22 protein-coding genes are annotated in these 24,198 nt (G+C 70.6%); 6 read left to right on the top strand and 16 right to left on the bottom strand.

Translation table 11 applies throughout. From position 1 onward, the window contains the following. Positions 1-86 precede the first annotated feature (86 nt). Entirely contained in the window at positions 87-1,673 is a 1,587-nt protein-coding gene (locus ACIPTO_RS34680; protein ID WP_366322212.1) for an MDR family MFS transporter, read from the bottom strand. Between the two features lie 138 nt (positions 1,674-1,811). Between ACIPTO_RS34680 and ACIPTO_RS34675 the strand changes: the two genes are divergently transcribed. Next, positions 1,812-2,408 carry a TetR/AcrR family transcriptional regulator gene (locus tag ACIPTO_RS34675; RefSeq protein WP_366322559.1) on the top strand — a complete coding sequence of 199 codons (597 nt, stop codon included), beginning with the start codon at positions 1,812-1,814 and terminating at the stop codon, positions 2,406-2,408. A gap of 32 nt (positions 2,409-2,440) precedes the next feature. On the opposite strand, the gene ACIPTO_RS34670 is transcribed toward ACIPTO_RS34675, so the two are convergent. Beyond that, positions 2,441-3,022, bottom strand: coding sequence for a M23 family metallopeptidase (locus tag ACIPTO_RS34670; RefSeq protein ID WP_366322214.1), 582 nt, complete (start codon positions 3,020-3,022; stop codon positions 2,441-2,443). Between the two features lie 452 nt (positions 3,023-3,474). On the opposite strand from ACIPTO_RS34670, the gene ACIPTO_RS34665 reads away from it, so the two are divergent. Both ACIPTO_RS34665 and ACIPTO_RS34660 read left to right on the top strand, forming a co-directional pair. Next, positions 3,475-4,086 (top strand): HAD family acid phosphatase, encoded by a 612-nt coding sequence (locus ACIPTO_RS34665; RefSeq protein ID WP_401198680.1) that lies wholly within the window; start codon positions 3,475-3,477, stop codon positions 4,084-4,086. Positions 4,087-4,133: 47 nt separating this feature from the next. Beyond that, complete coding sequence (locus ACIPTO_RS34660; protein WP_401198678.1) at positions 4,134-7,184, top strand: NACHT domain-containing protein; 3,051 nt, start codon at positions 4,134-4,136, stop codon at positions 7,182-7,184. A gap of 63 nt (positions 7,185-7,247) precedes the next feature. Here ACIPTO_RS34660 and ACIPTO_RS34655 read toward each other — a convergent pair whose 3' ends face one another. After that, complete coding sequence (locus ACIPTO_RS34655) at positions 7,248-9,776, bottom strand: ATP-dependent Clp protease ATP-binding subunit (RefSeq protein ID WP_366322220.1); 2,529 nt, start codon at positions 9,774-9,776, stop codon at positions 7,248-7,250. Between the two features lie 441 nt (positions 9,777-10,217). On the opposite strand from ACIPTO_RS34655, the gene ACIPTO_RS34650 reads away from it, so the two are divergent. Next, positions 10,218-10,865, top strand: a complete 648-nt coding sequence (locus tag ACIPTO_RS34650) for an SCO3374 family protein (RefSeq protein ID WP_401198676.1) — start codon at positions 10,218-10,220, stop codon at positions 10,863-10,865. Here the strand turns inward: ACIPTO_RS34650 and ACIPTO_RS34645 are convergent. The 10 genes from ACIPTO_RS34645 to ACIPTO_RS34600 all read right to left on the bottom strand — a co-directional run bounded on the left by ACIPTO_RS34645 (position 10,844) and on the right by ACIPTO_RS34600 (position 19,048). Then, on the bottom strand, positions 10,844-11,179 hold the full coding sequence (locus ACIPTO_RS34645) for an Lsr2 family protein (protein WP_055512928.1): 336 nt from the start codon (positions 11,177-11,179) through the stop codon (positions 10,844-10,846). The two genes, ACIPTO_RS34650 and ACIPTO_RS34645, sit on opposite strands and share 22 nt — an antisense overlap. A gap of 224 nt (positions 11,180-11,403) precedes the next feature. Beyond that, positions 11,404-11,937, bottom strand: coding sequence for an amino-acid N-acetyltransferase (locus ACIPTO_RS34640; protein WP_019064250.1), 534 nt, complete (start codon positions 11,935-11,937; stop codon positions 11,404-11,406). A gap of 9 nt (positions 11,938-11,946) precedes the next feature. Next, on the bottom strand, positions 11,947-12,360 hold the full coding sequence (locus ACIPTO_RS34635) for a BlaI/MecI/CopY family transcriptional regulator (RefSeq protein WP_078623229.1): 414 nt from the start codon (positions 12,358-12,360) through the stop codon (positions 11,947-11,949). Between the two features lie 120 nt (positions 12,361-12,480). Continuing rightward, positions 12,481-12,660 (bottom strand): hypothetical protein, encoded by a 180-nt coding sequence (locus ACIPTO_RS34630; RefSeq protein WP_043685379.1) that lies wholly within the window; start codon positions 12,658-12,660, stop codon positions 12,481-12,483. Positions 12,661-12,708: 48 nt separating this feature from the next. Beyond that, on the bottom strand, positions 12,709-13,368 hold the full coding sequence (locus tag ACIPTO_RS34625; protein ID WP_366322561.1) for a hypothetical protein: 660 nt from the start codon (positions 13,366-13,368) through the stop codon (positions 12,709-12,711). 248 nt (positions 13,369-13,616) lie between these two features. After that, entirely contained in the window at positions 13,617-14,414 is a 798-nt protein-coding gene (locus tag ACIPTO_RS34620; RefSeq protein ID WP_366322225.1) for a type III pantothenate kinase, read from the bottom strand. A gap of 2 nt (positions 14,415-14,416) precedes the next feature. Further along, complete coding sequence (gene nadC, locus ACIPTO_RS34615) at positions 14,417-15,403, bottom strand: carboxylating nicotinate-nucleotide diphosphorylase (protein WP_366322227.1); 987 nt, start codon at positions 15,401-15,403, stop codon at positions 14,417-14,419. 5 nt (positions 15,404-15,408) lie between these two features. After that, complete coding sequence (locus tag ACIPTO_RS34610; protein ID WP_401198673.1) at positions 15,409-17,127, bottom strand: L-aspartate oxidase; 1,719 nt, start codon at positions 17,125-17,127, stop codon at positions 15,409-15,411. Continuing rightward, the gene (gene panC / locus ACIPTO_RS34605) at positions 17,124-18,131 is read right to left on the bottom strand and encodes a pantoate--beta-alanine ligase (protein ID WP_401198671.1); all 1,008 of its coding nucleotides are present in this window, start codon (positions 18,129-18,131) and stop codon (positions 17,124-17,126) included. The genes ACIPTO_RS34610 and panC overlap by 4 nt, the downstream gene beginning before the upstream one ends. Beyond that, positions 18,128-19,048, bottom strand: a complete 921-nt coding sequence (locus ACIPTO_RS34600; RefSeq protein ID WP_366322233.1) for a DUF2520 domain-containing protein — start codon at positions 19,046-19,048, stop codon at positions 18,128-18,130. Before ACIPTO_RS34600 ends, panC begins: the two co-directional genes overlap by 4 nt. 185 nt (positions 19,049-19,233) lie before the next feature. Here ACIPTO_RS34600 and ACIPTO_RS34595 point away from each other — a divergent pair, with 185 nt between their 5' ends. After that, positions 19,234-20,451 carry a threonine aldolase family protein gene (locus ACIPTO_RS34595; RefSeq protein WP_401198669.1) on the top strand — a complete coding sequence of 406 codons (1,218 nt, stop codon included), beginning with the start codon at positions 19,234-19,236 and terminating at the stop codon, positions 20,449-20,451. Between the two features lie 126 nt (positions 20,452-20,577). On the opposite strand, the gene ACIPTO_RS34590 is transcribed toward ACIPTO_RS34595, so the two are convergent. Then, entirely contained in the window at positions 20,578-20,799 is a 222-nt protein-coding gene (locus ACIPTO_RS34590) for a hypothetical protein (RefSeq protein ID WP_401198667.1), read from the bottom strand. 99 nt (positions 20,800-20,898) lie between these two features. On the opposite strand from ACIPTO_RS34590, the gene ACIPTO_RS34585 reads away from it, so the two are divergent. Further along, positions 20,899-22,011 (top strand): DUF5937 family protein, encoded by a 1,113-nt coding sequence (locus tag ACIPTO_RS34585; protein WP_401198665.1) that lies wholly within the window; start codon positions 20,899-20,901, stop codon positions 22,009-22,011. Positions 22,012-22,059: 48 nt separating this feature from the next. On the opposite strand, the gene ACIPTO_RS34580 is transcribed toward ACIPTO_RS34585, so the two are convergent. Beyond that, positions 22,060-22,731, bottom strand: coding sequence for a response regulator transcription factor (locus ACIPTO_RS34580; protein ID WP_366322241.1), 672 nt, complete (start codon positions 22,729-22,731; stop codon positions 22,060-22,062). A gap of 150 nt (positions 22,732-22,881) precedes the next feature. Further along, entirely contained in the window at positions 22,882-24,087 is a 1,206-nt protein-coding gene (locus ACIPTO_RS34575) for a sensor histidine kinase (protein ID WP_366322243.1), read from the bottom strand. Positions 24,088-24,198 lie beyond the last annotated feature (111 nt).

Raw genomic sequence — 24,198 nt, 5'->3', positions numbered from 1 at the left:
CATCCACCGGTACATCCCCACGCACAAGAAGAAGGTCCCCCGGGGCGGACACCGACCGGGGGACCTTCAGTCAAGAGGCGACGGACTCAGACCGCTTCGACGATCGGCAGCTGCTCCGCCACGCCTTCGCCGGAACCCTCGGCCTTGGGGCCCGCACCCTTGAGCGGAACCTCCTTGACGAACACCGCGGCCACCAGGGCGACGATCGCGACCACGGCACCGAGCAGGAACGCCGAGTGGATACCGGAGGACACCGCGTGCTGGTACGCCTCGCGGGCCACCGCCGGCAGCTTCGCCAGGCTCTTCGCGTCCAGCTGCGCGGACTGCTCGGTCACCTTGGACCCGATCGACCCGGCGCGCTCGGCCATGACGTCCTGCACCCGGTGGTTGAACAGCGCCCCCATGATGGCGACACCGAACGACGACCCGAGCGTCCGGGACAGCGTGCTCGTGGAGGACGCGACCCCCATGTCCTTCATCTCGACGCTGTTCTGCGCGACCAGCATGGTGATCTGCATCAGGCAGCCCATGCCGAGACCGACGACTGCCATGAACACACCGGACATGAACCGCGTCGTACCGGTGTCCATGGTGGAGAGCAGGTACAGCCCGATGACCATGAACACGCTGCCGACGACCGGGAACACCTTGTACTTACCGGTGTTGGTGGTGACCCGCCCCGCGACCATGGAGGTCACGAGCATCGCCCCGAGCATGGGGAGGAGCAGCAGCCCGGAGTTGGTCGCGGACGCGCCCTGCACGGACTGCTGGTAGAGCGGCAGGAACAGCGTCGCCCCGAACATCACGAACCCGGTGATGAAGCCGATGATCGCCATCAGGCTGAAGTTGCGGCTGCGGAAGATGTGCAGCGGTACGACCGGCTCGGTGGCCTTGGTCTGCCAGAACACGAACCCGATGAGCGCGGCCACGCCGATGCCGATCAGCTCCATGATCCGCGCGGAGGTCCAGGCGTACTGCGAACCGCCCCACGTGGTGACGAGCACGATGGAGGTGATGCCGAGGGTCAGCAGACCCGCGCCGAGGTAGTCGATCCGGGCCTGGGACCGCTTCTTCGGGAGGTGCAGCACCGCGCTGATCGCGGCGAGCGCGATGACGCCGAGCGGCAGGTTGATGTAGAAGGACCAGCGCCAGCCCCAGTTGTCGGTGATGGTGCCGCCGACCAGCGGTCCGCCGATCATCGCGAGCGCCATGACGCCGGCCATCATGCCCTGGTACTTGCCCCGCTCACGCGGCGGGATGAGGTCGCCGATGATCGCCATGACGCCGACCATCAGACCGCCGGCACCGAGACCCTGGATGGCCCGGAAGCCGATCAGCTGCCCCATGTTCTGTGCCATGCCGCTGAGCGCGGATCCGGCCAGGAAGATCACGATCGAGCTCATGAAGGCGCCCTTGCGCCCGTACATGTCGCCGAGCTTGCCCCACAGCGGGGTGGAGCTGGCGGTGGCGAGGGTGTAGGCCGTGACGACCCAGGAGAGGTGCTCCAGGCCTCCGAGCTCGCCGACGATCGTCGGCATCGCCGTACCCACGATCATGTTGTCGAGCATCGCGAGCATCATGGTGATCATCAGGGCGAGCAGGACGACCCGCACGCTCCTGGGCTGTTTGTCGGTCCCCTCCGGACCGGTGTCCACAGTCTGTGTGTCCGCCATCGTTCCCACTCCCCTAGAACCCGCTGAATACCACCGCCGTCCGGCCACTTACTTGCCGCCCGGCTAGTTGACTACACTAAGGGAAAGTAGACCCGTAACTAGCCGGGCGTCAAGTAAGTTTGCTGGGGCATGAGACGAATGGGCGGCACCATGGACGGCACCAAGCGGCAGCGTCGCGGAGACACCCGCCAGCGCATCCAGGACGTGGCGCTCGAACTCTTCGCCGAGCAGGGCTACGAGAAGACCTCGCTGCGCGAGATCGCCGAGCACCTGGACGTCACGAAGGCCGCGCTCTACTACCACTTCAAGACCAAGGAAGAGATCCTCGTCAGCATCTTCGAGGACCTGACGAAGCCGATCGAGGACCTCATCGAGTGGGGCCGCGACCAGCCGCACACCCTGGAGACCAAGCAGGAGATCGTGCGGCGCTACAGCGACGCGCTCGACGGCGCGACCCCCCTGTTCCGCTTCATGCAGGAGAACCAGGCGACGGTACGGGACCTGCGCATCGGCGAGCACTTCAAGGAGCGCATGCGCGGCCTCCGGGAGATCATGATCGACCCCGAGGCGAGCCTGGTCGACCAGGTCCGCTCACTGAGCGCGATCTTCACGCTGCACGCCGGCATGTTCGCGGTCCAGGACCTCGAAGGCGACCCCGAGGACAAGCACAAGGCCGTCCTGGAGGTCGCCACCGATCTGATCACGCAGGCCCACGCGGGCTCGAAGACCGCCTAGGTCGTGTCCGGCAGGCCCTGAGCAGGGTCGGCTCAGACGGACACGCCCTTGCCGCGCAGGAACGCGACCGGGTCTATGGCGGAGCCGTAGTTGGCGGTCGTACGGATCTCGAAGTGCAGGTGCGGGCCGCTGGAGTTGCCGGTGTTGCCGGAGCGCGCGATGTGCTGGCCGGTGCTGACGACCTGGCCGACCTTCACGTCGATGCGCGAGAGGTGGGCGTACTGCGAGTAGGTGCCGTTGCCGTGCTTGATGACGATGGCGTTGCCGTACGCGGCACCGTCACCGGCACCGTTGCCGCCGGCCTTGACGACGGTCCCGCCGTGCGCGGCGACGACGTTGGTGCCGCTCGGCACGGCGAAGTCCTGGCCGCTGTGGGTGGACTGCCACATGCCGCCGGCCTGGGCGAACTTCGCGGACAGGGTGTACTTCTTCACCGGGTCGACCCAGGAGGCGGCGACCTTGGCACTGACGGCCTTCGGCGCCACGCTCGCGGTGGCGGCGCTCGCGACCCCGGTGCCCAGCACGGCGGTGGCCCCCAGTCCGACGGCCATGACGGCCATCCGGGTGCGGAGCGAAGTCGTACGGGAAGAACGGGACGTGGCGCGCTGGAACATCGAAACCTCACGGGGGACGGGGACAGAAAAGCCACCCGGCGCACGGACGCCACCGGATGACTCGTCCATTGGTAACCCCCACCCCCGGGAACCCCCAAACAGCCCTTCTACGACGGAAGCTAGTACTTCATCACAAAACTTCCGACTTCTTGACAGAGCGCCCGTTCGGCAGAATTCGCACCACTGACGGCAAAAACGCCCATTCGGTTCCCTTCAACCCTGAGCAAAAAGTCCTTTTTGCCCCGAAGGCGCGTTACGACTACCCGCCCTAGTAGGGGTCGAATCGCCTGTGCGGCTTGTCACCGGGCCGGGTCGCCGCCGACCGCGGAAATGTGGCGCAGACCTCTGTACGCCTACCGTTCAGTAACCTTACGGTTCCCCTCCCGCCACCCGCGCCCGCGACCATGCCTTCCGCACCCGTCGCGCACTGACGTGAGAGGAGCCCCCACCCCATGACGAGACGACGCCCCTGGGCCCGCCGTACCGCCACCGTCGCCGTGACCGCCGCCGCCCTCGTCGCGGTGGGCGTCCCCGCACAGGCCGCGACGACGACGGCGACGAGCACCGCCAAGGTCGACTACGCCACGTGGCAGACCGACTGCCGGACGGTGATGGACCAGGCGCTGCCCTACCTGAAGGAGCGCATCGCGGCCACGAAGCCGGGCGAGAAGCAGGCGATCGTCTTCGACATCGACAACACCACCCTGGAGACCGACTTCGGCTTCAGCTGGCCCCAGCCGGCCAACAAGCCGGTCCTCGCGGTCGCCCAGTACGCCCAGGAGCACGGGGTTTCCCTGTTCTTCGTCACGGCCCGCCCCGGCATCATCTACCTGCCGACCGAGTACAACCTCGAACACGACGGCTACGACGTCGACGGCCTCTACGTCCGCGGCCTCTTCGACCTCTTCAAGGACGTCGCCGACTACAAGACGGCCCAGCGCACCGCGATCGAGAACAAGGGCTACACGATCATCGCGAACATCGGCAACAGCGCCACCGACCTCTCCGGCGGCCACGCCGAGAAGACCTTCAAACTCCCGGACTACGACGGCCAGTTGTCCTGACCCGTTAGGCTCCCTCCGTCCGCTCGACGACGGGGGTGAGGCGGCGGATGGAACCCGCGGTACTCGGAGGAAAGCTGGCGTCGAGCCTGATCGCGCCACTGGTGAAGAGGCTGTTCGTCGCGGACGGACCGGGTGCGGGACTGGCCGACAGACCGGTCCGCCTCTCGCACCTGGTCTCCTTCAAGGGCGAGAAGCGCGTGCTCGGCGAGAAGGACGTCCACAGACTCGCCGAGCACGTCGTCCGGCAGGCGATGGACTCGCCCGGTGAACACCCGTTCCACTCCGCCGAACAGGCCGCCGTCGCCGACGCGTTGGCCCGCCGCCTGCTCGCCCTCGGCGACCTCGACATGGACGACGTGCAGGCCGTACGCCTGGGCCATCGCGAACTCGCGAAGACACTCCGGCACCGGGCCGCCGCCCCCGACGGACTCTCCACCGACGCCTGCCACTTCCTCGACTCGGCGACCGAGTGGGCCTGCCTCCAGATCCTGGAGTTCTTCACCCGCCGCTCCACCTTTGTCGCCCGCACCCTCGTCGAGCAGACCCGCGCCCAGGCCGAACTCATCGCACGCGTCGACGAGTTGATCGCCCGCAGCCCACGCCCCGGCCACCAGGACCGCGCCTTCGAACGCCGCTACCTGCCGTACGTCGCCGAGCGCCACAACCACATCACCATCTACGGCATCGACCTGCGCGACTCCCCGGACCGCTGGCCCCTCGAAGTGGCGTACCTGAGCCTGGAGGCGACGGGGACAGGGACGGGGGAACGGGACCTCCCCGACGACGGCCCCGGTACCGCCCTCACCGTCCAACTGCCCGCCGAGGAAGCCCTGTCGGCCCACGACCGCGTGCTGCTGCGCGGCGACGCGGGGTCCGGCAAGACGACGCTGGTGCAGTGGCTCGCCGTGACGGCGGCACGGGACGGCGACCGTATCCCGTACGTCCTCCCCCTGCGCACACTGATCCGCACCGGCCAACTCCCCTCCCCCGAGGCCTTCCTGACCGCCACGGGCTGCCCCCACACCCCGCCCGGGGGCTGGACGGAACGCGTCCTGACGGCCGGCCGGGCCCTGGTCCTGGTCGACGGCCTGGACGAGATCCCCTCCGCCGACCGCAACCGCACCCGCGACTGGCTCCTGTCCCTGATCCGGGCCTTCCCCGGCAACCGCTGGCTCCTCACCTCCCGCCCCACCGCCGTACGCCCCGACTGGCTGGCCTCCGAGGGCTTCCACGAACTGACCCTCACCCCGATGCGCCGCCCCGAGGTGAGGACCTTCGTCGAGCGCTGGCACACGGCGGCCCAGGCCCCGGAGTACGAGATCCCGCTCCTGGACTCCCTCCGCACCAAACGCGACCTGGCACGCCTCGCCACCAACCCCCTGATGTGCGGCCTGATCTGCGCCCTGCACCGGGAGCGGAGGGGCTATCTCCCCACCGGCCGCAAGGAGTTGTACGACGCCGCCCTCACGATGCTGCTGGCCCGCCGCGACCGGGAGCGGGGCATGGGCGCGCTGGAGGGGGCCGAGCTGGGCGAGGAGGCCCAGCTGGAGATCCTCCAACGCCTCGCGTACGCGCTGGTGTTGAGCGGCCGGACCGAGATGGACACGGAGACGGCCGAGGGCATCGTGGAGCGCGGCCTGCCCGCGGTCGCCTCGGCGGCGGGCCAGGGCGACGCACGGACGGTCCTGCGGACACTGCTGCTGAGAAGCGGCCTGCTGCGCCAACCAGCCGACGGCGTACTGGACTTCGTGCACCGCACCTTCCAGGACTACCTGGGGGCGCGGTACGCGATCGAGGAGGGCCACCTCGACGTCCTCGACGGCCGCGCGGGCGACAGCCAGTGGGAGGACGTCGTCCGCATGGCCGTCGCCCACGCCCGGCCGCGCGAACGGGTCGTACTCCTACGGCAGTTGCTCGCCCGCGACGAACCCCGCCTGACACTGCTCGCGCTGGCGTGCCTGGAGCACGCGACGGCGTTGGATCCCGGGGTGCGGGCGGAGGTGGAGGAACGGGCCGCCGCTCTGATCCCGCCGTGCTCGACGGAGGAGGCGCACACCCTGGCGGGAGCGGGACCACTCGTCCTCGAACTGCTTCCGGGGCCGGAGGGACTGACGAGCGGCGAGGCCGCCGCGGTCACGGTGACCGCCTCGGTCCTGGGCACCGAGGAACCCGACGGCGCGCTGGCGGTACTGCGGCGCTTCCGCGGCCACCACTCCCTCGGTGTCCGGCGTCAGCTCGCCGGCACCTGGGACCGGTTCGACACCCGGGAGTACGCGGTCGAGGTGCTCGACCATCTGCTCCGGGACGGTCTGTTCGTGGGCTGCGACTCACCGGAACAGCTGGCGGCACTGCGTCTGATGCGCCCGTGGCACCGGCTGTCGATCACCGGTGCGCACCCACTGGACGAGATCGTCGAGGCCGTCGTCGCCCCGGGCGCGGTGGAGGTGCTGACGCTCCGGGACAACCAGGACGCCGAGGACCTCCACGGCCTGCGAGCCTTCACGTCCCTGAACCGGCTGTCGCTCCACACCTGCCTCGGCGCCAGGAACCTCGGCAGCCTGTCCGCGCTGCCCCTCACCGATCTCACGTTCGACGAGATCGACGACCCGTCCGGCCTGCGCGCCCTGCACGGGCTGAACCGCCTCTCCGTGGACCATCCGTTCCCGGGCGGGCACCTGCCCGACCACCTGCCCCTGGACGCGCCCCTGGAGTACCTGTACCTGGGCCCGGAGACCCTGGCCACCACCGGACTGCGCGGCCTGGAGCAGTGGCCCACCCTCAGCACCCTGAGCCTCGCCCGGCTCCACGGCACCCTGGACGACGGGGACTGGCAGCAGGTGAAGGACCTCCCCGCCCTGCGGAACCTCGTCCTGAGCATCTCCGCGACGAGTCACGCCCTGGACGCCATGCCGGAACTCCCCGCCATCGAGTCCCTCCGCCTCCCGGACCGGATCCTGTCCCAGGAAGACCTCCACACCCTCGGCTCCCGCCTCCCCGGCCTGCGGACGGTGACCATCAACTCCTACGACTCCACCGCCGCCCGCGGCACGTACAACGCCTTCTTCCCCGGCGCGAACATCGCCCTGTACCAGCCCTGAGCACGCGAAAGGGGCCGGCGCCCTCTCAGGCACCGGCCCCTTCCTCGACGTATCCCCGAAGGGCTACGCCTCCTTGCTCAGATTCGGACCCGCGCCACCGGCGGCGGCGTCCTCGATCGGCGGCACGTCGGGAAGCGCCGACTTCTCCTCACCCCGGAAGGTGAAGGTCTTGGCGTCGCCCTCGCCCTCCGTGTCGACGACCACGATGTGGCCGGGACGCAGTTCGCCGAAGAGGATCTTCTCCGAGAGGGTGTCCTCGATCTCGCGCTGGATCGTGCGACGCAGCGGACGCGCGCCCAGCACCGGGTCGTACCCCTTCTTGGAGAGGAGCTCCTTCGCGGCCTGGGAGAGCTCGATGCCCATGTCCCGGTCCTTGAGGCGCTCGTCCACCTTGCCGATCATCAGGTCGACGATCTGGAGGATGTCCTCCTGGGTGAGCTGCGGGAAGACGACGACGTCGTCCACACGGTTGAGGAACTCGGGGCGGAAGTGCTGCTTGAGCTCGTCCGAGACCTTGTTCTTCATGCGCTCGTAGTTGGACTTCGTGTCACCCGTGGCCGCGAAGCCCAGGTTGAAGCCCTTGGAGATGTCACGGGTTCCAAGGTTGGTCGTCATGATGATGACCGTGTTCTTGAAGTCCACGACGCGGCCCTGGGAGTCGGTCAGGCGACCGTCCTCCAGGATCTGGAGCAGCGAGTTGAAGATGTCCGGGTGGGCCTTCTCGACCTCGTCGAAGAGGACGACCGAGAACGGCTTGCGGCGGACCTTCTCCGTCAGCTGGCCGCCCTCTTCGTAGCCCACGTATCCGGGGGGCGAACCGAAGAGCCGCGACACCGTGTGCTTCTCGCTGAACTCCGACATGTCGAGGGAGATCAGCGCGTCCTCGTCACCGAAGAGGAACTCGGCGAGCGCCTTGGACAGCTCCGTCTTACCGACACCGGACGGGCCGGCGAAGATGAACGAACCACCGGGACGCTTCGGGTCCTTGAGGCCCGCACGCGTACGACGGATCGCCTTCGAGAGCGCCTTGACGGCGTCCTTCTGGCCGATGACCCGCTTGTGGAGCTCGTCCTCCATGCGGAGGAGACGGCTGGACTCCTCCTCGGTCAGCTTGAAGACCGGGATGCCGGTCGCCGTGGCTAGGACCTCGGCGATCAGCTCGCCGTCGACCTCGGCGACGACGTCCATGTCGCCGGCCTTCCACTCCTTCTCCCGCTTGGCCTTGGCGGCCAGGAGCTGCTTCTCCTTGTCGCGGAGGGAGGCGGCCTTCTCGAAGTCCTGCGAGTCGATCGCGGACTCCTTGTCGCGGCGGACGCCGGCGATCTTCTCGTCGAACTCGCGGAGGTCCGGCGGCGCGGTCATCCGGCGGATGCGCATCCGGGAACCGGCCTCGTCGATCAGGTCGATCGCCTTGTCCGGCAGGAAGCGGTCCGAGATGTACCGGTCGGCCAGCGTGGCGGCCTGCACGAGCGCCTCGTCCGTGATGGAGACACGGTGGTGCGCCTCGTACCGGTCGCGCAGACCCTTGAGGATCTCGATGGTGTGCGGGAGCGAGGGCTCGGCGACCTGGATGGGCTGGAAGCGGCGCTCAAGGGCCGCGTCCTTCTCCAGGTGCTTGCGGTACTCGTCCAGCGTGGTGGCACCGATGGTCTGGAGCTCACCGCGGGCCAGCATCGGCTTCAGGATCGAAGCGGCGTCGATGGCGCCCTCGGCGGCACCCGCACCGACCAGCGTGTGCAGCTCGTCGATGAACAGGATGATGTCGCCGCGGGTGCGGATCTCCTTGAGGACCTTCTTCAGGCGCTCCTCGAAGTCACCGCGGTAGCGGGAGCCGGCGACCAGCGCGCCGAGGTCCAGGGTGTAGAGGTGCTTGTCCTTGAGGGTCTCGGGCACCTCGCCCTTGACGATGGCCTGGGCGAGGCCCTCGACGACGGCGGTCTTGCCGACGCCGGGCTCACCGATCAGGACCGGGTTGTTCTTCGTACGGCGGGACAGCACCTGCATGACCCGCTCGATCTCCTTCTCGCGCCCGATGACCGGGTCGAGCTTGGACTCACGAGCGGCCTGGGTGAGGTTCCGGCCGAACTGGTCGAGGACCAGGGACGTCGAGGGGGTGCCCTCCGCAGGGCCGCCGGCGGTGGCGGTCTCCTTGCCCTGGTAACCGGAGAGCAGCTGGATCACCTGCTGCCGCACACGGTTGAGATCAGCGCCCAGCTTGACCAGGACCTGGGCGGCGACGCCCTCGCCCTCACGGATCAGGCCGAGCAGGATGTGCTCCGTGCCGATGTAGTTGTGGCCCAGCTGAAGGGCCTCGCGGAGCGACAGCTCCAGGACCTTCTTGGCACGGGGAGTGAAGGGGATGTGACCGGACGGCGCCTGCTGGCCCTGTCCGATGATCTCCTCAACCTGCTGGCGGACCGCCTCAAGCGAAATGCCGAGGCTCTCCAGGGCCTTTGCGGCGACACCCTCACCCTCGTGGATCAGGCCCAGGAGGATGTGCTCGGTGCCGATGTAGTTGTGGTTGAGCATCCGGGCTTCTTCCTGAGCCAGGACGACAACCCGCCGCGCGCGGTCGGTGAACCTCTCGAACATCGTTAATCGCTCCTCAGAGCGGTCAGGCAGTAAGGGGACGCTCCCCTCCCTGTCCTTCCGCAGCTTAGTCCCGCAAGCGGGGACCGCTCATTCCAACTGCCGACACCGGACCGAGAACCAACACTGCCTCCTGAACCCGAACGCCGACATCTGCTCCAACCTGATGGTGCGAGACGATGTTCCCGCAGGCCAGGCAGTTACCCTCACCATGAGTACGCCGATGGCGAACGTGAGACGCCCTTTTCTGCGTGTCGCCCCCTCCCACTAGGGATGTCTTACCCGTTCGCACGGACACTCCATGCCGAGTGCACCGGTTCCCTCCGCTACGGGCGAACAACCTTGCGCCGGTCGACACCCCCGAACGCCCCCTTTTCCGGCACCCTGTGCATTCACCGGGCCACCCAGCGTAACTCCCGGCCCGCTTCGACGGTTGCTCTTGGCATGGCTGGCACGGTCCCCCCTCGCACCACGGTCCCGCTCCCCCGCCGCCCGCTCGATCCGGACGACAGGCAGCGGCACTGGTACGAGAACGAACTGGGGTGGCGCACGGTGCCCGGAGAGCCGCTGAGGCTCGTCACCGGTCTGCGCTTCGACGTCCTGGACGTGCCGGTCGAGGCCGGCGCGGCGGCGCTGTGGCGGCTGGGCCCGGACTCCCCGGTGGCCGTACGGGGCGACCGGATGCGAGTGCTGGTGGCCGCGGGCAGCGCGGAGGAACTCCCGGGGCTGCTGGACTGGCTGGAGTGGGGCGCGCTGGCGTCGGCGCTGGATCTGGTGGCGCTCGGCGCGGACGGGCACATGGAGGCACCGTCGAGGCCCGGGGAACGGCTCGCGAGGGCGCCGCTGCCCGGAGCGGGGCCCGCGGAAGATCGATCGCTCCCTCCGGGCCGCTCCCGTCCCTTGCAGGGGGCCGCCGTATGGCTGCGGCCCCCCGAGCCGGGGTGCGAGGTCGAGGCCTCGCTGCCGACGCTGTCGGCCGTGGGGGGCGTTGGGGGCGCCCCTGATCTCGTACGACTCGTGGACACGGTGGCGACTCAGTGCCACCGGGTCCGGCTGCGGCGCTCGTGCGCTCAGCCGTTGGCCTTCTCGTAGGCCTCGCGAATGGACGCGGGAACGCGGCCGCGGTCGTTGACCTCGTAGCCGTTCTCCTTGGCCCACGCGCGAATCTGCGCGGTGTCCTGGCTGCCGCCGGTGGCGGCGCGCGCCTTTCCGCGACCGCCAGAAGCACGGCCACCGGTACGGCGCCCGCCCTTCACGTAAGCCTCGAGAAGTCCACGGAGCTTGTCCGCATTCGCGGTGGTGAGATCGATCTCGTACGTCTTGCCGTCCAGCGCGAACGTCACCGTCTCGTCCGCCTCGCCGCCGTCGAGGTCGTCGACAAGAAGGACCTGAACCTTCTGTGCCACCGGATTTCCTTTCATCGATTACTTGCGGGCCTGGGGTCTGCGGCGTCCGCCGTTTCGCCGTCCCCTGTTATATGCAGTACTGCAGTACGTCGGAAAGCAAACCGCTTTTGCTGGAAAAACACAAACCCCTGGGAGAGACCGAGCGACCGCCCCAGCCCGGAAAGATGCGCGTTTCGGACATAGGGAACCTGGGCAGGGCGACCGGGCCGAATTGAGCGGGGCGATCACAGATGCAGAAGCATCCGGCTGTTGCCCAAGGTGTTCGGTTTCACTCGTTCGAGACCGAGGAACTCCGCCACGCCCTCGTCATAGGAACGCAACAGCTCCGCGTAGACGTCGGTGTCAACCGGTGTCTCACCGATCTCCACGAAGCCGTGCTTCGAGAAGAAGTCCACTTCGAAGGTGAGACAGAAAACGCGACGAACGCCTAGCCAACGAGCCGTGTGCAGCAACTTCTCCAGCAACTGATGGCCCACACCGGCACCCTTCAAGCCGGGCTTCACCGCGAGAGTGCGGACTTCCGCGAGGTCTTCCCACATGACGTGCAGCGCCCCGCAGCCGACGACCTCCGCGTTGTCGTCCCGTTCGGCGACCCAGAACTCCTGGATGTCCTCGTAAAGAGTCACCGTCGCTTTGTCGAGCAGGATGCGACCGCGGACGTAGGCGTCAAGGAGTCGGCGCACCGCCTCGACATCGCCCGTCCTGGCCCTCCGGACGGTGATGGCTTTCGCGGTGACTTCGGGGTGCTCTGCTGACATGAGCGGACGCTATCGCCCGCCGCCGGAGGGTGCGGAGCCGGGGTTCTGGACTCCATCCGCGGGTTCGGGTGTTTCCGGTCCCTGGACGATGCGTACGGCACTGCGCAGGGCCTCGCGCTGTTCGTCGCTCATCATGCCGAAGAACGCGACGAGAGCCGCGGCCGGGTTGTCGCTCTGGGACCAGGCGTCGTTCATCAGGGCGGCCGAGTAGGCGGCTCGCGTCGAGACCGCCTCATATCGATAGGCCCGGCCTTCCGCCTCACGGCGCACCCAGCCCTTCTGATGGAGATTGTCCAAAACGGTCATCACCGTGGTGTAGGCGATCGACCGTTCCTGCTGAAGGTCTTCCAGGACTTCTCGAACGGTCACCGGGCGGTTCCACTTCCACACCCGCGTCATGACCGAGTCTTCGAGTTCTCCCAATGGGCGAGGCACAGCTCAGAACCATAGTGGAAAAGGAACAAAAAGGGCGTACGACTCGGAAAGCACGCGTGCGCGTGCGGGAGTCGTACGCCCTTGAAGGCGCCGCAGAAAGCGGAGGGTTCAGGCGTCAGTGGCCGAAGAGGCCTGGCGGGCGCTCTCCGCGCGCGCGATGGCGGCGTCGACGGCCGCGTCCTCCTTGGCCTTCATGGCCCCGCCCTGGGTCTTCACGATGACCCGGATCAGTCCGATGAAGAACACGGCCATGACGACCGGGGGCACGAGCGCGGAGACATAGTCCATGTCCTCCAGAGTAGCCACGGGCCTGGGGGAGGACGGGGCGGGGTCGGTTCAGCCGGCGGCGAGCTGCTGCGGCGGGTTCGTGGGGGGCGGTGCCGGTTTGCGCCGGGGGAAGACCTCGCCCGGGGTGGGGATCGGCCGCGACGGCTTCGGCGCGGCGGGCGAGGGCGCCGGCGAGGGCCGCTCGCCGGGGCGCTCCGCGGGCTTGCGAACGGGCTCCCTGGCGTCCTCCCCGACAGCGTCCCCGGCACCTCCGGGAAGGCCGCAGGAGAGGCCTCCGGGGAGCGCCAGGAGGCGGGTGCGGGACGCGGGGACGGTCGGGGCGGGCCGGGTGGCCGTACGGCGGGCGAGGCGCGCGCGGACGTCCTGTTCGGCGAGCGTGAGGCAGCGGTCCAGGAGGACGGCGGCGGAGGGGTTGCCGCGCAGGGCCCTCAGCGCGGAGAGGTCGTCGACGTCCGGGCGGTACCCGGCGCCGAGCGCCTCCTCCAGGAGCGTGAGGTAGCCGGCGGTGGTGCCGGGCAGGGCGGCGCGGTACCGGGCGAGGTCGGCGACCAGGAAGGCGCGCAGCCGGACTCCCTCGCGTACCGCCTCGTCGAGGGATTCGGCGAGCCGGAGACAGTCCTGGACGTCCTCGGCGGAGGCGGTGCGGGGCTGGAGGGCGAGGGCGAGAGCGCGGCGGAGCACACGCAGCTCCTCCGCGCCGAACGCCATGCCGCCGCGGGATCCGTATGGCGTGGGCATGCGGCGACGATACGCGCTAATCAGACAAATTCGACATAGGGGGCGGGTGTGGCGTGGGGGTTTTCGCCTGATGGCGGGGGGTGGTGGCGGCGAGGACGGTGGAGGGTGACGGTGGTGGCACACGCGCGGGCGCCTCGGGGCGGGTGCCGCGCGCGGGGTTCACGCCCGAGGCGCCCGCACGGTGGCCGGGCAGCCTGTCGGGTGTCCCGCGCGCGGGGTCACATCCGCGAGACGTTGCGCTCGTAGACCAGCCGGAGGCCGATCAGTGTCAGCCAGGGCTCGTGCTCGTCGATCACCGAGGCCTCGCCGAGGACCATGGGGGCGAGGCCGCCCGTCGCGATGACGGTGACGTCCTCCGGGTCGCCGGCCAGTTCCTTGGCCATGCGGTTGACGACACCGTCGACCTGGCCGGCGAAGCCGTAGACGATGCCCGACTGCATCGCCTCGACTGTGTTCTTGCCGATCACGCTGCGCGGCCTGGCCACCTCGATCTTGCGCAGCTGGGCGCCCCTGACGCCGAGCGCCTCGACCGAGATCTCGATCCCGGGGGCGATGACACCGCCGATGTACTCCCCGCGCGCGGAGACCGCGTCGAACGTGGTCGCCGTACCGAAGTCGACGACGATCGCCGGGCCGCCGTAGAGCTCGACGGCCGCGACCGCGTTGATGATGCGGTCGGCGCCGACCTCCTTGGGGTTGTCGGTGAGGATCGGGACGCCGGTCTTGACGCCCGGTTCGACGAGGACGGCGGGCACGTCGCCGTAGTAGCGGCGGGTCACCTCGCGGAGTTCGTGCAGGACGGACGGGACCGTGGCGCAGATCGCGATGCCGTCGATGCCGTCGCCCAGCTCCTCCCCGAGGAGCGGGTGCATGCCCATCAGGCCCTGGAGGAGGACGGCGAGTTCGTCGGCGGTGCGGCGCGCGTCCGTGGAGATGCGCCAGTGCTCGATGATCTCCTCGCCGTCGAAGAGGCCCAGGACGGTGTGCGTGTTGCCCACGTCGATCGTGAGGAGCATGACTACTGCGCCTCGCGGAGGTCGAGGCCGATGTCCAGGATCGGCGAGGAGTGGGTCAGGGCGCCCACGGCGAGGTAGTCCACCCCGGTGTCGGCGTACGCCTTCGCGTTCTCCAGGGTGAGCCGTCCCGAGGCCTCCAGGGCGGCGGCGCCCGCGACGATGCCGACGGCCTCCGCGCACTCCCCGGGCGTGAAGTTGTCCAGCAGGATCAGGTCGGCACCCGCGTCCAGGACGTCCCGGAGCTGGTGCAGGGTGTCGACCTCGACCTCGATCGCAACGTCCGGGAAGGCCTCCCGTACGGCCTTGAAGGCCTGGGCGACGCCGCCCGCGGCGACCACGTGGTTGTCCTTGACCAGGGCCGCGTCCGAGAGGGACATGCGGTGGTTGACCCCGCCGCCGCAGCGGACCGCGTACTTCTCCAGGGCGCGCAGTCCGGGCGTCGTCTTGCGGGTGTCGCGGACCTTGGCCGTCGTGCCCTCCAGGGTGTCCGCCCACGCGCGCGTGGCCGTCGCGATACCGGAGAGGCGGCACAGGAGGTTGAGCGCGCTGCGCTCGGCGGTCAACAGGTCACGCGTGCGCGTCGTGACCGACAGGAGCTTCTGTCCGGCCTCCACGCGGTCGCCGTCCTCCACGTGCCGCTCGACCTCGAACTCGTCGGTGCAGACCACGGAGATCACCGCCTCGGCGACCCGGAGTCCCGCCACGACGCCGGCCTCGCGCGCGGTGAAGTCGGCGGTGGCGACGGCCTCCTCGGGGATGGTCGCCACGGTCGTCACGTCGACGCCGCCCGCCAGGTCCTCCTGGACGGCGACATTGGCGATGTCCTCGACCTCCACGGGGTCGAGTCCGGCGCCGGCCAGGAGCTCGGCGAGCGCGGGGTCGAGACCGCACTCCATGTACTCGGCGTACGCGGCGTCGTCGCCCGCGCCGCAGGCACAGCCGTCGCCGCAGCCGCCGCTCTCGGCGAGGGGAAGGTCGTGGGTGCTCACTTCTGTCACTGCTCCTGGGGACGGTGCTGCCGGGTCGGGGGGAAGTCTGCGGTGTCCGTGGTGTCCACGGCCAGCGTGCGATCGGGATTCAGCCGTACGACGATGTGGCGGCGCCACGCGGTGTCGTCACGGTCGGCGTGGTCCTCGCGCCAGTGGCAGCCGCGGGTCTCCTCGCGCCGGGCGGCGGCGGTGACCAGGACGCGGGCCACGCACAGGAGGTTGGTGGCCTCCCAGGTGTCGACGCCCGGCTCGGCGGTCTTGCCGTTCTCCTCAAGGGCGTCCCGGGCGTCCGTGTGCAGCCGCTGGAGCTGTTCCGCGGCCCGGGCGAGGGAGTCGGCGGAGCGCAGGACGCCCGCGCCCTCGGTCATGATCCGCTGGATCGCGAAGCGGGCCTCGGGGGCGAGCAGCGGGTGCGCGGGCTTCTCGGGGTGCGGGACCGGCTCGGGCACACGCGCGTGGAGGGCGTTCGTGGCCTGGTTCCCGGTGATGTCGGCGACGATGCGCTCGGCGTAGACGAGGCCTTCGAGGAGCGAGTTCGAGGCGAGCCGGTTCGCGCCGTGCACGCCGGTACAGGCGACCTCGCCGCACGCGTACAGGCCGGGGACGGTCGTCCGCCCCCGGGAGTCGGTGCGGACGCCGCCGGAGGCGTAGTGGGCGGCCGGGGCGACCGGGACGGGCTCGGTCACCGGGTCGATGCCGTGGCTGCGGCAGGCGGCGAGGATCGTCGGGAAGCGGTGCTCCCACATGTCGGCGCCGAAGTGCCGGGCGTCGAGGAACATGTGCTCGGCGTCCTGCTCCAGCATGCGCCGTGTGATGCCCTTGGCGACGATGTCCCGGGGCGCCAGCTCGGCGAGTTCGTGCTGGCCCACCATGAAGCGCACGCCCGCGGCGTCGACCAGGTGGGCGCCCTCGCCGCGCACCGCCTCGGAGACGAGGGGCTGCTGGCCCTCCGCGTCGGCGCCGAGGAACAGCACGGTCGGGTGGAACTGCACGAACTCCAGGTCGGAGACCTCGGCGCCCGCACGGAGGGCGAGCGCGACCCCGTCACCGGTCGACACGGACGGGTTGGTGGTCGCCGAGAAGACCTGCCCCATGCCGCCGGTCGCGAGGACCACCGCGGGCGCGTGCACGGCGCCGACGCCGTCGTGCTGGCCCTCGCCCATGACGTGCAGGCTCACGCCCGCGGTACGCCCCTCGGCGTCCGTCAGGAGGTCCAGCACGAGCGCGTTCTCGATCGTGCGCAGACCACGCGCGTGTACGGCCTCGACGAGCGCCCTGGAGACCTCCGCGCCGGTCGCGTCGCCGCCCGCGTGCGCGATGCGGCGCCGGTGGTGACCGCCCTCGCGGGTCAGCTCCAGCCGTCCTTCGGAGGACTCGTCGAAGTGGGCGCCGGTCTCGATGAGCCGCCCTACGGCGTCGGGGCCCTCGGTGACGAGGATGCGGACGGCCTCCTCGTCGCACAGGCCCGCGCCCGCCACCAGGGTGTCGTCCAGGTGCTGTTCGGGGGTGTCGCCCTCCCCGAGGGCCGCGGCGATGCCGCCCTGGGCCCAGCGGGTGGAGCCGTCGTCGAGGCGGGCCTTGGTGACCACGACCGTCCGCAGCCCGGCCGCCTCGCAGCGCAGGGCCGCCGTCAGACCGGCCACTCCGGAGCCGACGACCACCACGTCCGCGTCGATGGACCAGCCGGGGGCGGGTGCGTGCAGTCGTATGCCTGTGCTGCTCACGAGGCGGCTCCGAGGGTTCCGAAAGCGAGTGGGATGTTGTCGATCAGCCGGGTCGTGGCGACCCGGGCGGCGACCGCGAGGACGGCCTCTCCGGTGAAGTCCTCCCCGACGTCCGTGAAGTCGGACGGGTCGACCAGGGCGAGGTAGTCCAGGACGAGCGGCGGGTCCAGCCGGGCCGCGTCGTCGAGGACGAGGCGGGCGGCGGCACGGACGGACGCCGGGCTGCCGGGGCCGGGGACCGCCTTGGCGACGGCGTGCGCGTCGGCCGCCGCGCGGGACTCCCCGATGGCGCTGAGCGCCTCGGCACGCGCACGCGTGGCGGGCACCTCACGGGCCCGGGCGCGCAGCGCCTCCTGGGCGGCGTGCCGGTCACGGCCCGCGAACAGGGCCTGGGAGAGGGCCAGCGCGGTACGCCGCTCCCGGGAGGACAGATAGCGGTTGCGGCTGGACAGGGCCAGGCCGTCGGCCTCGCGCACGGTCGGCACGCCGACGATCTCCATGCCGAAGTTCAGGTCGCGCACCATGCGGCGGATCAGGGCCAGCTGCTGGGCGTCCTTCTGGCCGAACAGGGCGACATCGGGGCGGGTGAGGTGCAGCAGCTTGGCGACGACGGTGAGCATGCCGTCGAAGTGGCCCGGGCGGACCGCGCCCTCCAGCCGTTCGCCCATGGGACCCGCCGAGATGCGCACCTGGGGCTCGCCGCCGGGGTAGACCTCGTCCGCGGAGGGCGCGAACACGACGTCCGCGCCCGCCTGCTCGGCGACCTTGAGATCGGCGTCCAGGGTGCGCGGATAGCGGTCGAGATCCTCGCCCTGGCCGAACTGCAGCGGATTCACGAAGACGGTGACCACGACCTCGCCGTCCGGTCCCGCGACCTCGCGCGCGGTGCGGACCAGCGTGGCGTGGCCCTCGTGCAGGGCGCCCATCGTCATCACGACGGCGCGACGGCCCGCACGCGTGCGTGCCCGCAGTTCCTCGGCCGTACGCAACAGGGTGGTGGTCATCCGGCATCTCCCTCGGCGCCGTTGGCGAGCACTCCGAGGAGGTCCTCGGCGAGTTCCGGCTTCAGCAGCCCGTGGGCCAGGGCGCGGTCGGCCGTCGCGCGGGCCATCGCCAGATAGCCGGCGACGGTCTGCGGGGCGTGCTTGCGCAACTCGGTGACGTGCGCGGCGACGGTGCCCGCGTCCCCGCGCGCGACGGGGCCGGTGAGCGCCGCGTCACCGGAGCGCAGGGCGTTGTCCAGGGCGGCGCCGAGCAGCGGGCCGAGCATCCGGTCGGGGGCCTCGACGCCGGCCGTGCGCAGCAGCTCCATGGACTCGGCGACCAGGGTGACCAGGTGGTTGGCGCCCAGCGCGAGGGCCGCGTGGTACAGCGGGCGGTTCTCCTCGGCGATCCACTCGGGCTCGCCGCCCATCTCGATGACCAGGGCCTCGGCGGCCAGCCGCAGTTCCTCGGGCGCGGTGACCCCGAAGGAGCATCCGGCGAGCCGCTGGACGTCCACCGGAGTCCCCGTGAAGGTCATCGCGGGGTGCAGCGCGAGCGGCAGCGCGCCCGCCCGCAGCGCGGGGTCCAGGACCTGCGCGCCGTAGCGCCCGGAGGTGTGCACGAGCAGCTGTCCGGGGCGTACGGCCCCGGTGTCGGCGAGGCCTTCCACGAGGCCGGGCAGGGCGTCGTCAGGGACGGTGAGCAGCACCAGGTCGGAGCGCTCCAGGACCTGCGCGGGCGGGACGACCGGCACGTCCGGGAGCATCAGCGCGGCCCGCCGCCTGGACGCGTCGGAGACTCCGGAGACGGCCACCGGGCGGTGCCCCGCCAGCTGGAGGGAGGCGGCCAGCGCGGGGCCCACCCGGCCGGCGCCGACGACACCGACGGCGAGCCGCGCGGGGCGGTCCTTGGGCTCTGGCTGTTGGAATGTACTCACGCGACGGCGGCCTTCCCGTTCCAGTCCGCTCCGGGTACCGGACGATTTCTCGTCATGTTAACGCGATCGGTTCGAGGGGGGTCCGGTTGTCCACAGGCTGTGGGTTGTCACACAGCCCTGCCACCCGGGAAAGCCTGGGGAAAACCAGGTGTTCACGCGGACCCGCGCCAGGCATCATCCGGGGCATGAGCGATACGGCGGGACAGGCTGAGCAGAGTGACCGGGCGACCGAGGCGACCGAGGCGACCGCCGAGGAGGATCGCGCGCTGACGCGCCGCGCGCGGCGCACGGCCGCGAACCGGAACGCGGAGCGCGCCCTCGCCCGCTTCGCCTTCATGGAGCCCCTCCGGGGGCGGCTCGCCTTCGTCCAGGAGGCGGCCGAGCTGTACGACCTGGACGAGCCCTCGGACATGTACGGCAACGGCGTCGTCGAGGTCCTGGAGAAGCGGGTCGCCTCACTGCTCGGCAAGGAGGCCGCGGCCTTCTTCCCCACCGGCACCATGGCCCAGCAGGTCGCCCTGCGCTGCTGGGCCGGCCGCACCGGCGACCCCACCGTCGCCCTGCACCCGCTCGCCCACCCCGAAGTGCACGAACGGAACGCGTTCAGCCAGGTCAGCGGGCTCCGCCCGGTCCATGTGACGAGCGAGCCCCGGCAGCCGACCGCCGACGAGGTACGCGACTTCCCGGAGCCCTTCGGGACGCTGATGCTCGAACTGCCCCTCCGGGACGCCGGTTTCCTGCTGCCCTCCTGGGAGGAGCTCTCCGCCCTCACCGAGGCCGCGCGCGAACGCGACGCCGTGGTCCACTTCGACGGCGCCCGCCTGTGGGAGTCCGCCGCCCACTTCGGCCGCCCGCTCGACGAGATCGCCGACCTCGCGGACAGCGTCTACGTGTCGTTCTACAAGTCCCTCGACGGCCTCGGCGGCGCCGCGGTCGCGGGCCCGAAGACGCTGGTCGACGAGGCGAAGACCTGGCGGCACCGCTACGGAGGCATGGCCTTCCAGCAGTTCCCCACCGCGCTGACCGCCCTCGCGGGCCTGGACCGGGAGCTGCCCCGGCTGCCCTCGTACGTGGCCCACGCGCGCGTGATCGCCGACGCGCTGCGCGAGGGGTTCGCGGCGGCCGGGGTGCCCTGGGTACGGGTCCACCCCGAGCGACCGCACACGAACGAGTTCCAGCTCTGGCTGCCGTACGACCCCGACGTCGTCATGGAGGCGGCGATCCGGCACACCCAGGAGACGAGGACCGCCCTCTTCGGCAGTCCCTGGGGCGCGAGGGGCCCGGGCCTGGCCGTGACCGAGGTCTCCGTACGGGCGGCCGGCCTGGAGTGGACCGCCGAGGACGTGAAGACGGCGGTCGCGGACTTCATGGTCCGGCTTGAGGAGGAGCTGAAGCGCAGCTGAGGGAGCCGTCCGAGAGACGGGCCCCTGGAGCGCCCGTCTCCTGGAAGGCGACGGCCAGGCAGCGCGGTCGACGGGGGAACGTCGCCTCGGGGGTTGCCCGGCACGGGTGTCGCCGGTTGCCGTTCGTCAGCAGGCGGACCGCGACCTCGGGCGCGTCCCGACCAGTCGCCCCAGCGCCCGCCGTACCCGACCGCGGGCCGGGCGTCCGGTGACGACCGCGCGGAACCGCCGGTGGCCGCGCAGCTCGCGGGCGGTCCGCCAGGCGTGGCTGCCGGGCGGGGGCGGTGGGGTCTGGCCCAGGTGCAGGGCGCGGTAGGTGTCGAGGGCGTGCTGCTGGGTGATGCTCATGCCTCCAGGCTGTGCCGCTCCCCCGTGGCCGTCACGTCGATTGACGGGCGGCGTCAAACGGGGGTGGCGTTGTCAGTGGCGGGGTGCACGATGGGGGACATGAGCGTGCACATCGACATCACCGGGCTGCGGCGGGAGCGGATCACCTTCGCGCCCTCACCCCTGGGCGAGTTGTGCATGGCTCTGCACGCGCTGTCCGAGCCGGGCCACCACCCCGGCCTCCAGGGCTGGGTGACCGGGGTCACCGCGCGGCTCGACCCGCATCTGGCCGACCGGATGTGCGAGGCGGACTTCCTGTGGCGGTCGACGTTCTCGGACCTGTTCCTGCCGTACGCGGGCATCCCCGGCCGGAGCACGCTCCCCGGGGCCACGCTCGCCGACGAGCTGGACCTGCTGGACAAGCTGACGGACGAGCAGTTCGTGGACGCCGCGATGGAGTTCACCACCTGCGCGACCTCGTACAGCACGGGCGGGCCCGGCCCGCTCACCGACGCCGGGATCCGGCGCCGCGCCCTGGAGCAGGCGGTCGCGCGGGGTCCGCGTCAACTGGCTTTCACCGAGCGCCTGTTGGCCGACCCACCGCAGACCCGGGCCTGGCTGCGGCAGTTCCTGGAGGACTGCGACGAGGCGTTCTTCGCGGAGACCTGGTCCCGGACGCACCATCAACTCGTGGCCGACGCCCGCCACAAGACGGACCTCCTGCGCCACAAGGGCCTCGCCGAGGCGCTGACGTCGATGTCCAGCGCCGTGACCCTCGACGAGAGCGCCACGCGCATCACGGTCGACAAACTCGGCACCGGACGGACGGCGACCCAGGACGGCGGCCTGCTCCTGGTGCCCACGGCCCTGGGCTGGCCGCACCTGACGGTCCTGTACCGGTTCGGCTGGCAGCCCGTCGTGCACTACCCCGTGCACAACACCCCGAAGATCGCCACGCCGACCTCCCTGGAGCAGCTGACCCTGCGGATGACCGCCCTCTCCCACCCGGTCCGCATGCGTCTGTGCCGCAGCCTGGCCCGCAGCGCGTTCACCACCAGCGAGCTGACCCAGGTGCACGGCATGACGGCCCCCGAGATATCCCGCCACCTCGGCGTCCTGAAGAAGGCGGGCCTGATCACCACCCGCCGCCGCGGCCGCTACGTCCTGCACCAGCTGGACGTCACGATGGTGGCCCGCCTGGGCAGCGACTTCCTGGAGGGCATCCTCCGCTGACCGCCCCGGGCAGGGGCATCCCGTCCGGGTCTCCTGGGAGGCCGGGAGTCAGCCGTGCCCGCCCGCGCGCACCAGGCCCGTCTCGTACGCCAGGACGACGACCTGCACCCGGTCGCGCAGGCCGAGCTTCGTCAGGATGCGGCCGACGTGGGTCTTCACGGTCGCCTCGGAGAGCACCAGGTGGGCCGCGATCTCGCCGTTGGACAGGCCCTGGGCGACGAGGATCATGACCTCGCGCTCGCGCTCGGTGAGCCGCTCCAGCTCCTTGTGCTGGGGCTCCTTGCCGGAGGCGGGCAGCATCGGGGCGAAGCGGTCCAGGAGGCGCCGGGTCGTCGAGGGCGCCACCACGGCGTCGCCGCTGTGCACGGAGCGGATGGCGGTGAGGAGTTCGCCGGGCGGCACGTCCTTGAGCATGAAGCCGGAGGCGCCGGCCTTCAGCCCGGAGAAGGCGTACTCGTCGAGGTCGAAGGTGGTCAGGATCAGCACCTTCGGCGGGTTCTCGCCCTGGCAGATGCGGCGGGTGGTCTCCACCCCGTCCAGCTTGGGCATGCGGACGTCCATCAGGACCACGTCGACCTTGGTCGCGGCGAGCACCTGAAGGGCCTCGACGCCGTCTCCCGCCTCGGCGACGACCTCCATGTCCGGCTGGGCGGCGAGCACCATCCGGAACCCGGTGCGCAGCAGCACCTGGTCGTCGACGAGCATCACGCGGATCGTCATCGGGTCCTCTTCCGTTCCGTCAGGATCGTTCAACAATTGCTTCGACAGGTCGTGAACCGGTGCGACGGGTCGGTCGCCGGTCCGGCAGATCGTTCAACAAGGCGTTGGGCGTCAAGGCGTTACAGGTGTCACTGCCCGGCATACGGGAACTCAGTGCGCCGGTTTGAGCGGAAGCAGCGCGCTGATGCGGAAGCCTCCGCCCGGCCGCGGCCCCGCGTCCAGGGTGCCGCCGACCATGCCGACCCGCTCGCGCATACCGATCAGACCATGCCCCTGCCCGTCGACACCGCCCTCCTCGTACAGCTCGTGCGGGGCGCCCTTGCCGTCGTCCTCGACGAGCAGCCCGAGACCGTCGTCGAAGTAGACCAGCCGCACACTGGCGCCCGTGTTCGGGCCGCCGTGCTTGCGGGTGTTGGTGAGCGCCTCCTGGACGATGCGGTACGCCGTCAGCTCGACGCCGCTGGGCAGCGGGCGCGGGGTGCCCTCGACCTTGAAGTCGACGGGCAGCCCGGACGTACGGCACTGCTCGACCAGGTCGTCGATCTGCTCGACGTCCGGCTGCGGCACGTACTCGCCGGCCTCCTTGTGCTCGCCGGTGCGCAGCACGCCCAGCAGGCGGCGCATCTCGGCGAGGGCCTGGCGGCCGGTGGAGGAGATCGTCTCCAGGGCCTTCTTCGCCTGGTCCGGCGAGGAGTCGAGGACGTAGGCGGCACCGTCGGCCTGGACCACCATCACCGACACGTTGTGCGCGACCACGTCGTGCAGCTCGCGGGCGATCCGGGCGCGCTCGGCGGCGACCGCGACCTTCGCCTGCGCCTCCCGCTCCTTCTCCAGCCGGGCGGCGCGCTCCTCCAGCTGCGCGAAGTACGCGCGCCGGGTGCGCATCGAGTCGCCGAGCACCCAGGCCAGCGCGAACGGCACCGTCTGGAAGACGGTCAGCGCGATCAGCCCGGCGGAGCTGGTCCCCTCCTGCGGCCAGCGGATCTGCGCCAGGGGGGCAGCGGACAGACCGGAGGCCAGGGCGCAGCGGGAGGCGTAGCGGGCACCGGTCGCGGCGACCGTGTAGATGATCACCAGCATGGCGAAGTCGGCCGCCACCGGCTCGATGTCGAGCACCAGCTGCACGACACCCGTGGCAGCGACCAGGAGGAGCACCTTCTCCGGCCAGCGGCGGCGCAGCGCGATCGCCACACACATCACGGCGGACACCGCCATCGCCCCGGCGGTCGTCCCGTGCCGGTCCGACACGTAGCTGGTACTCGCGATGCTCACGCCGCTCAGCCCCAGCAGGAAGACAGCCCAGAAGGTGTCGACCCATGTCGGGTGTCTGCGGAGGAAGTCATAGAGGCGCTGCACGTAACCCAGCGTAGGGACGCGTGCGGTGTGCGGGGGTCAACCGGAGGATCGATCCGTATACGTACGGCGTACTCCCCAAGGTGGAGGCCCCGTTGTCCTGTGCACTTAGTC

The sequence above is a fragment of the Streptomyces sp. NPDC090083 genome, from assembly GCF_044747445.1.
Taxonomy (GTDB): domain Bacteria; phylum Actinomycetota; class Actinomycetes; order Streptomycetales; family Streptomycetaceae; genus Streptomyces.
Note: the sequence above shows the minus strand (reverse complement) of the source record. Positions and strands in the feature narration are given on the sequence as shown.

What these genes read in the sequence shown, in the direction of transcription:
- ACIPTO_RS34585 (WP_401198665.1), top strand. Translation starts at nt 20,899, where the DNA reads ATGAGCGTGCACATCGACATCACCGGGCTGCGGCGGGAGCGGATCACC.
- ACIPTO_RS34595 (WP_401198669.1), top strand. Translation starts at nt 19,234, where the DNA reads ATGAGCGATACGGCGGGACAGGCTGAGCAGAGTGACCGGGCGACCGAG.
- ACIPTO_RS34630 (WP_043685379.1), bottom strand. Translation starts at nt 12,660, where the DNA reads ATGGACTATGTCTCCGCGCTCGTGCCCCCGGTCGTCATGGCCGTGTTC.
- ACIPTO_RS34680 (WP_366322212.1), bottom strand. Translation starts at nt 1,673, where the DNA reads ATGGCGGACACACAGACTGTGGACACCGGTCCGGAGGGGACCGACAAA.
- ACIPTO_RS34660 (WP_401198678.1), top strand. Translation starts at nt 4,134, where the DNA reads ATGGAACCCGCGGTACTCGGAGGAAAGCTGGCGTCGAGCCTGATCGCG.
- ACIPTO_RS34675 (WP_366322559.1), top strand. Translation starts at nt 1,812, where the DNA reads ATGGGCGGCACCATGGACGGCACCAAGCGGCAGCGTCGCGGAGACACC.
- ACIPTO_RS34655 (WP_366322220.1), bottom strand. Translation starts at nt 9,776, where the DNA reads ATGTTCGAGAGGTTCACCGACCGCGCGCGGCGGGTTGTCGTCCTGGCT.
- panC (WP_401198671.1), bottom strand. Translation starts at nt 18,131, where the DNA reads ATGACCACCACCCTGTTGCGTACGGCCGAGGAACTGCGGGCACGCACG.
- ACIPTO_RS34590 (WP_401198667.1), bottom strand. Translation starts at nt 20,799, where the DNA reads ATGAGCATCACCCAGCAGCACGCCCTCGACACCTACCGCGCCCTGCAC.
- ACIPTO_RS34620 (WP_366322225.1), bottom strand. Translation starts at nt 14,414, where the DNA reads ATGCTCCTCACGATCGACGTGGGCAACACGCACACCGTCCTGGGCCTC.
- ACIPTO_RS34670 (WP_366322214.1), bottom strand. Translation starts at nt 3,022, where the DNA reads ATGTTCCAGCGCGCCACGTCCCGTTCTTCCCGTACGACTTCGCTCCGC.
- ACIPTO_RS34625 (WP_366322561.1), bottom strand. Translation starts at nt 13,368, where the DNA reads ATGGCGTTCGGCGCGGAGGAGCTGCGTGTGCTCCGCCGCGCTCTCGCC.
- ACIPTO_RS34650 (WP_401198676.1), top strand. Translation starts at nt 10,218, where the DNA reads ATGGCTGGCACGGTCCCCCCTCGCACCACGGTCCCGCTCCCCCGCCGC.
- ACIPTO_RS34640 (WP_019064250.1), bottom strand. Translation starts at nt 11,937, where the DNA reads ATGTCAGCAGAGCACCCCGAAGTCACCGCGAAAGCCATCACCGTCCGG.
- ACIPTO_RS34665 (WP_401198680.1), top strand. Translation starts at nt 3,475, where the DNA reads ATGACGAGACGACGCCCCTGGGCCCGCCGTACCGCCACCGTCGCCGTG.
- ACIPTO_RS34580 (WP_366322241.1), bottom strand. Translation starts at nt 22,731, where the DNA reads ATGACGATCCGCGTGATGCTCGTCGACGACCAGGTGCTGCTGCGCACC.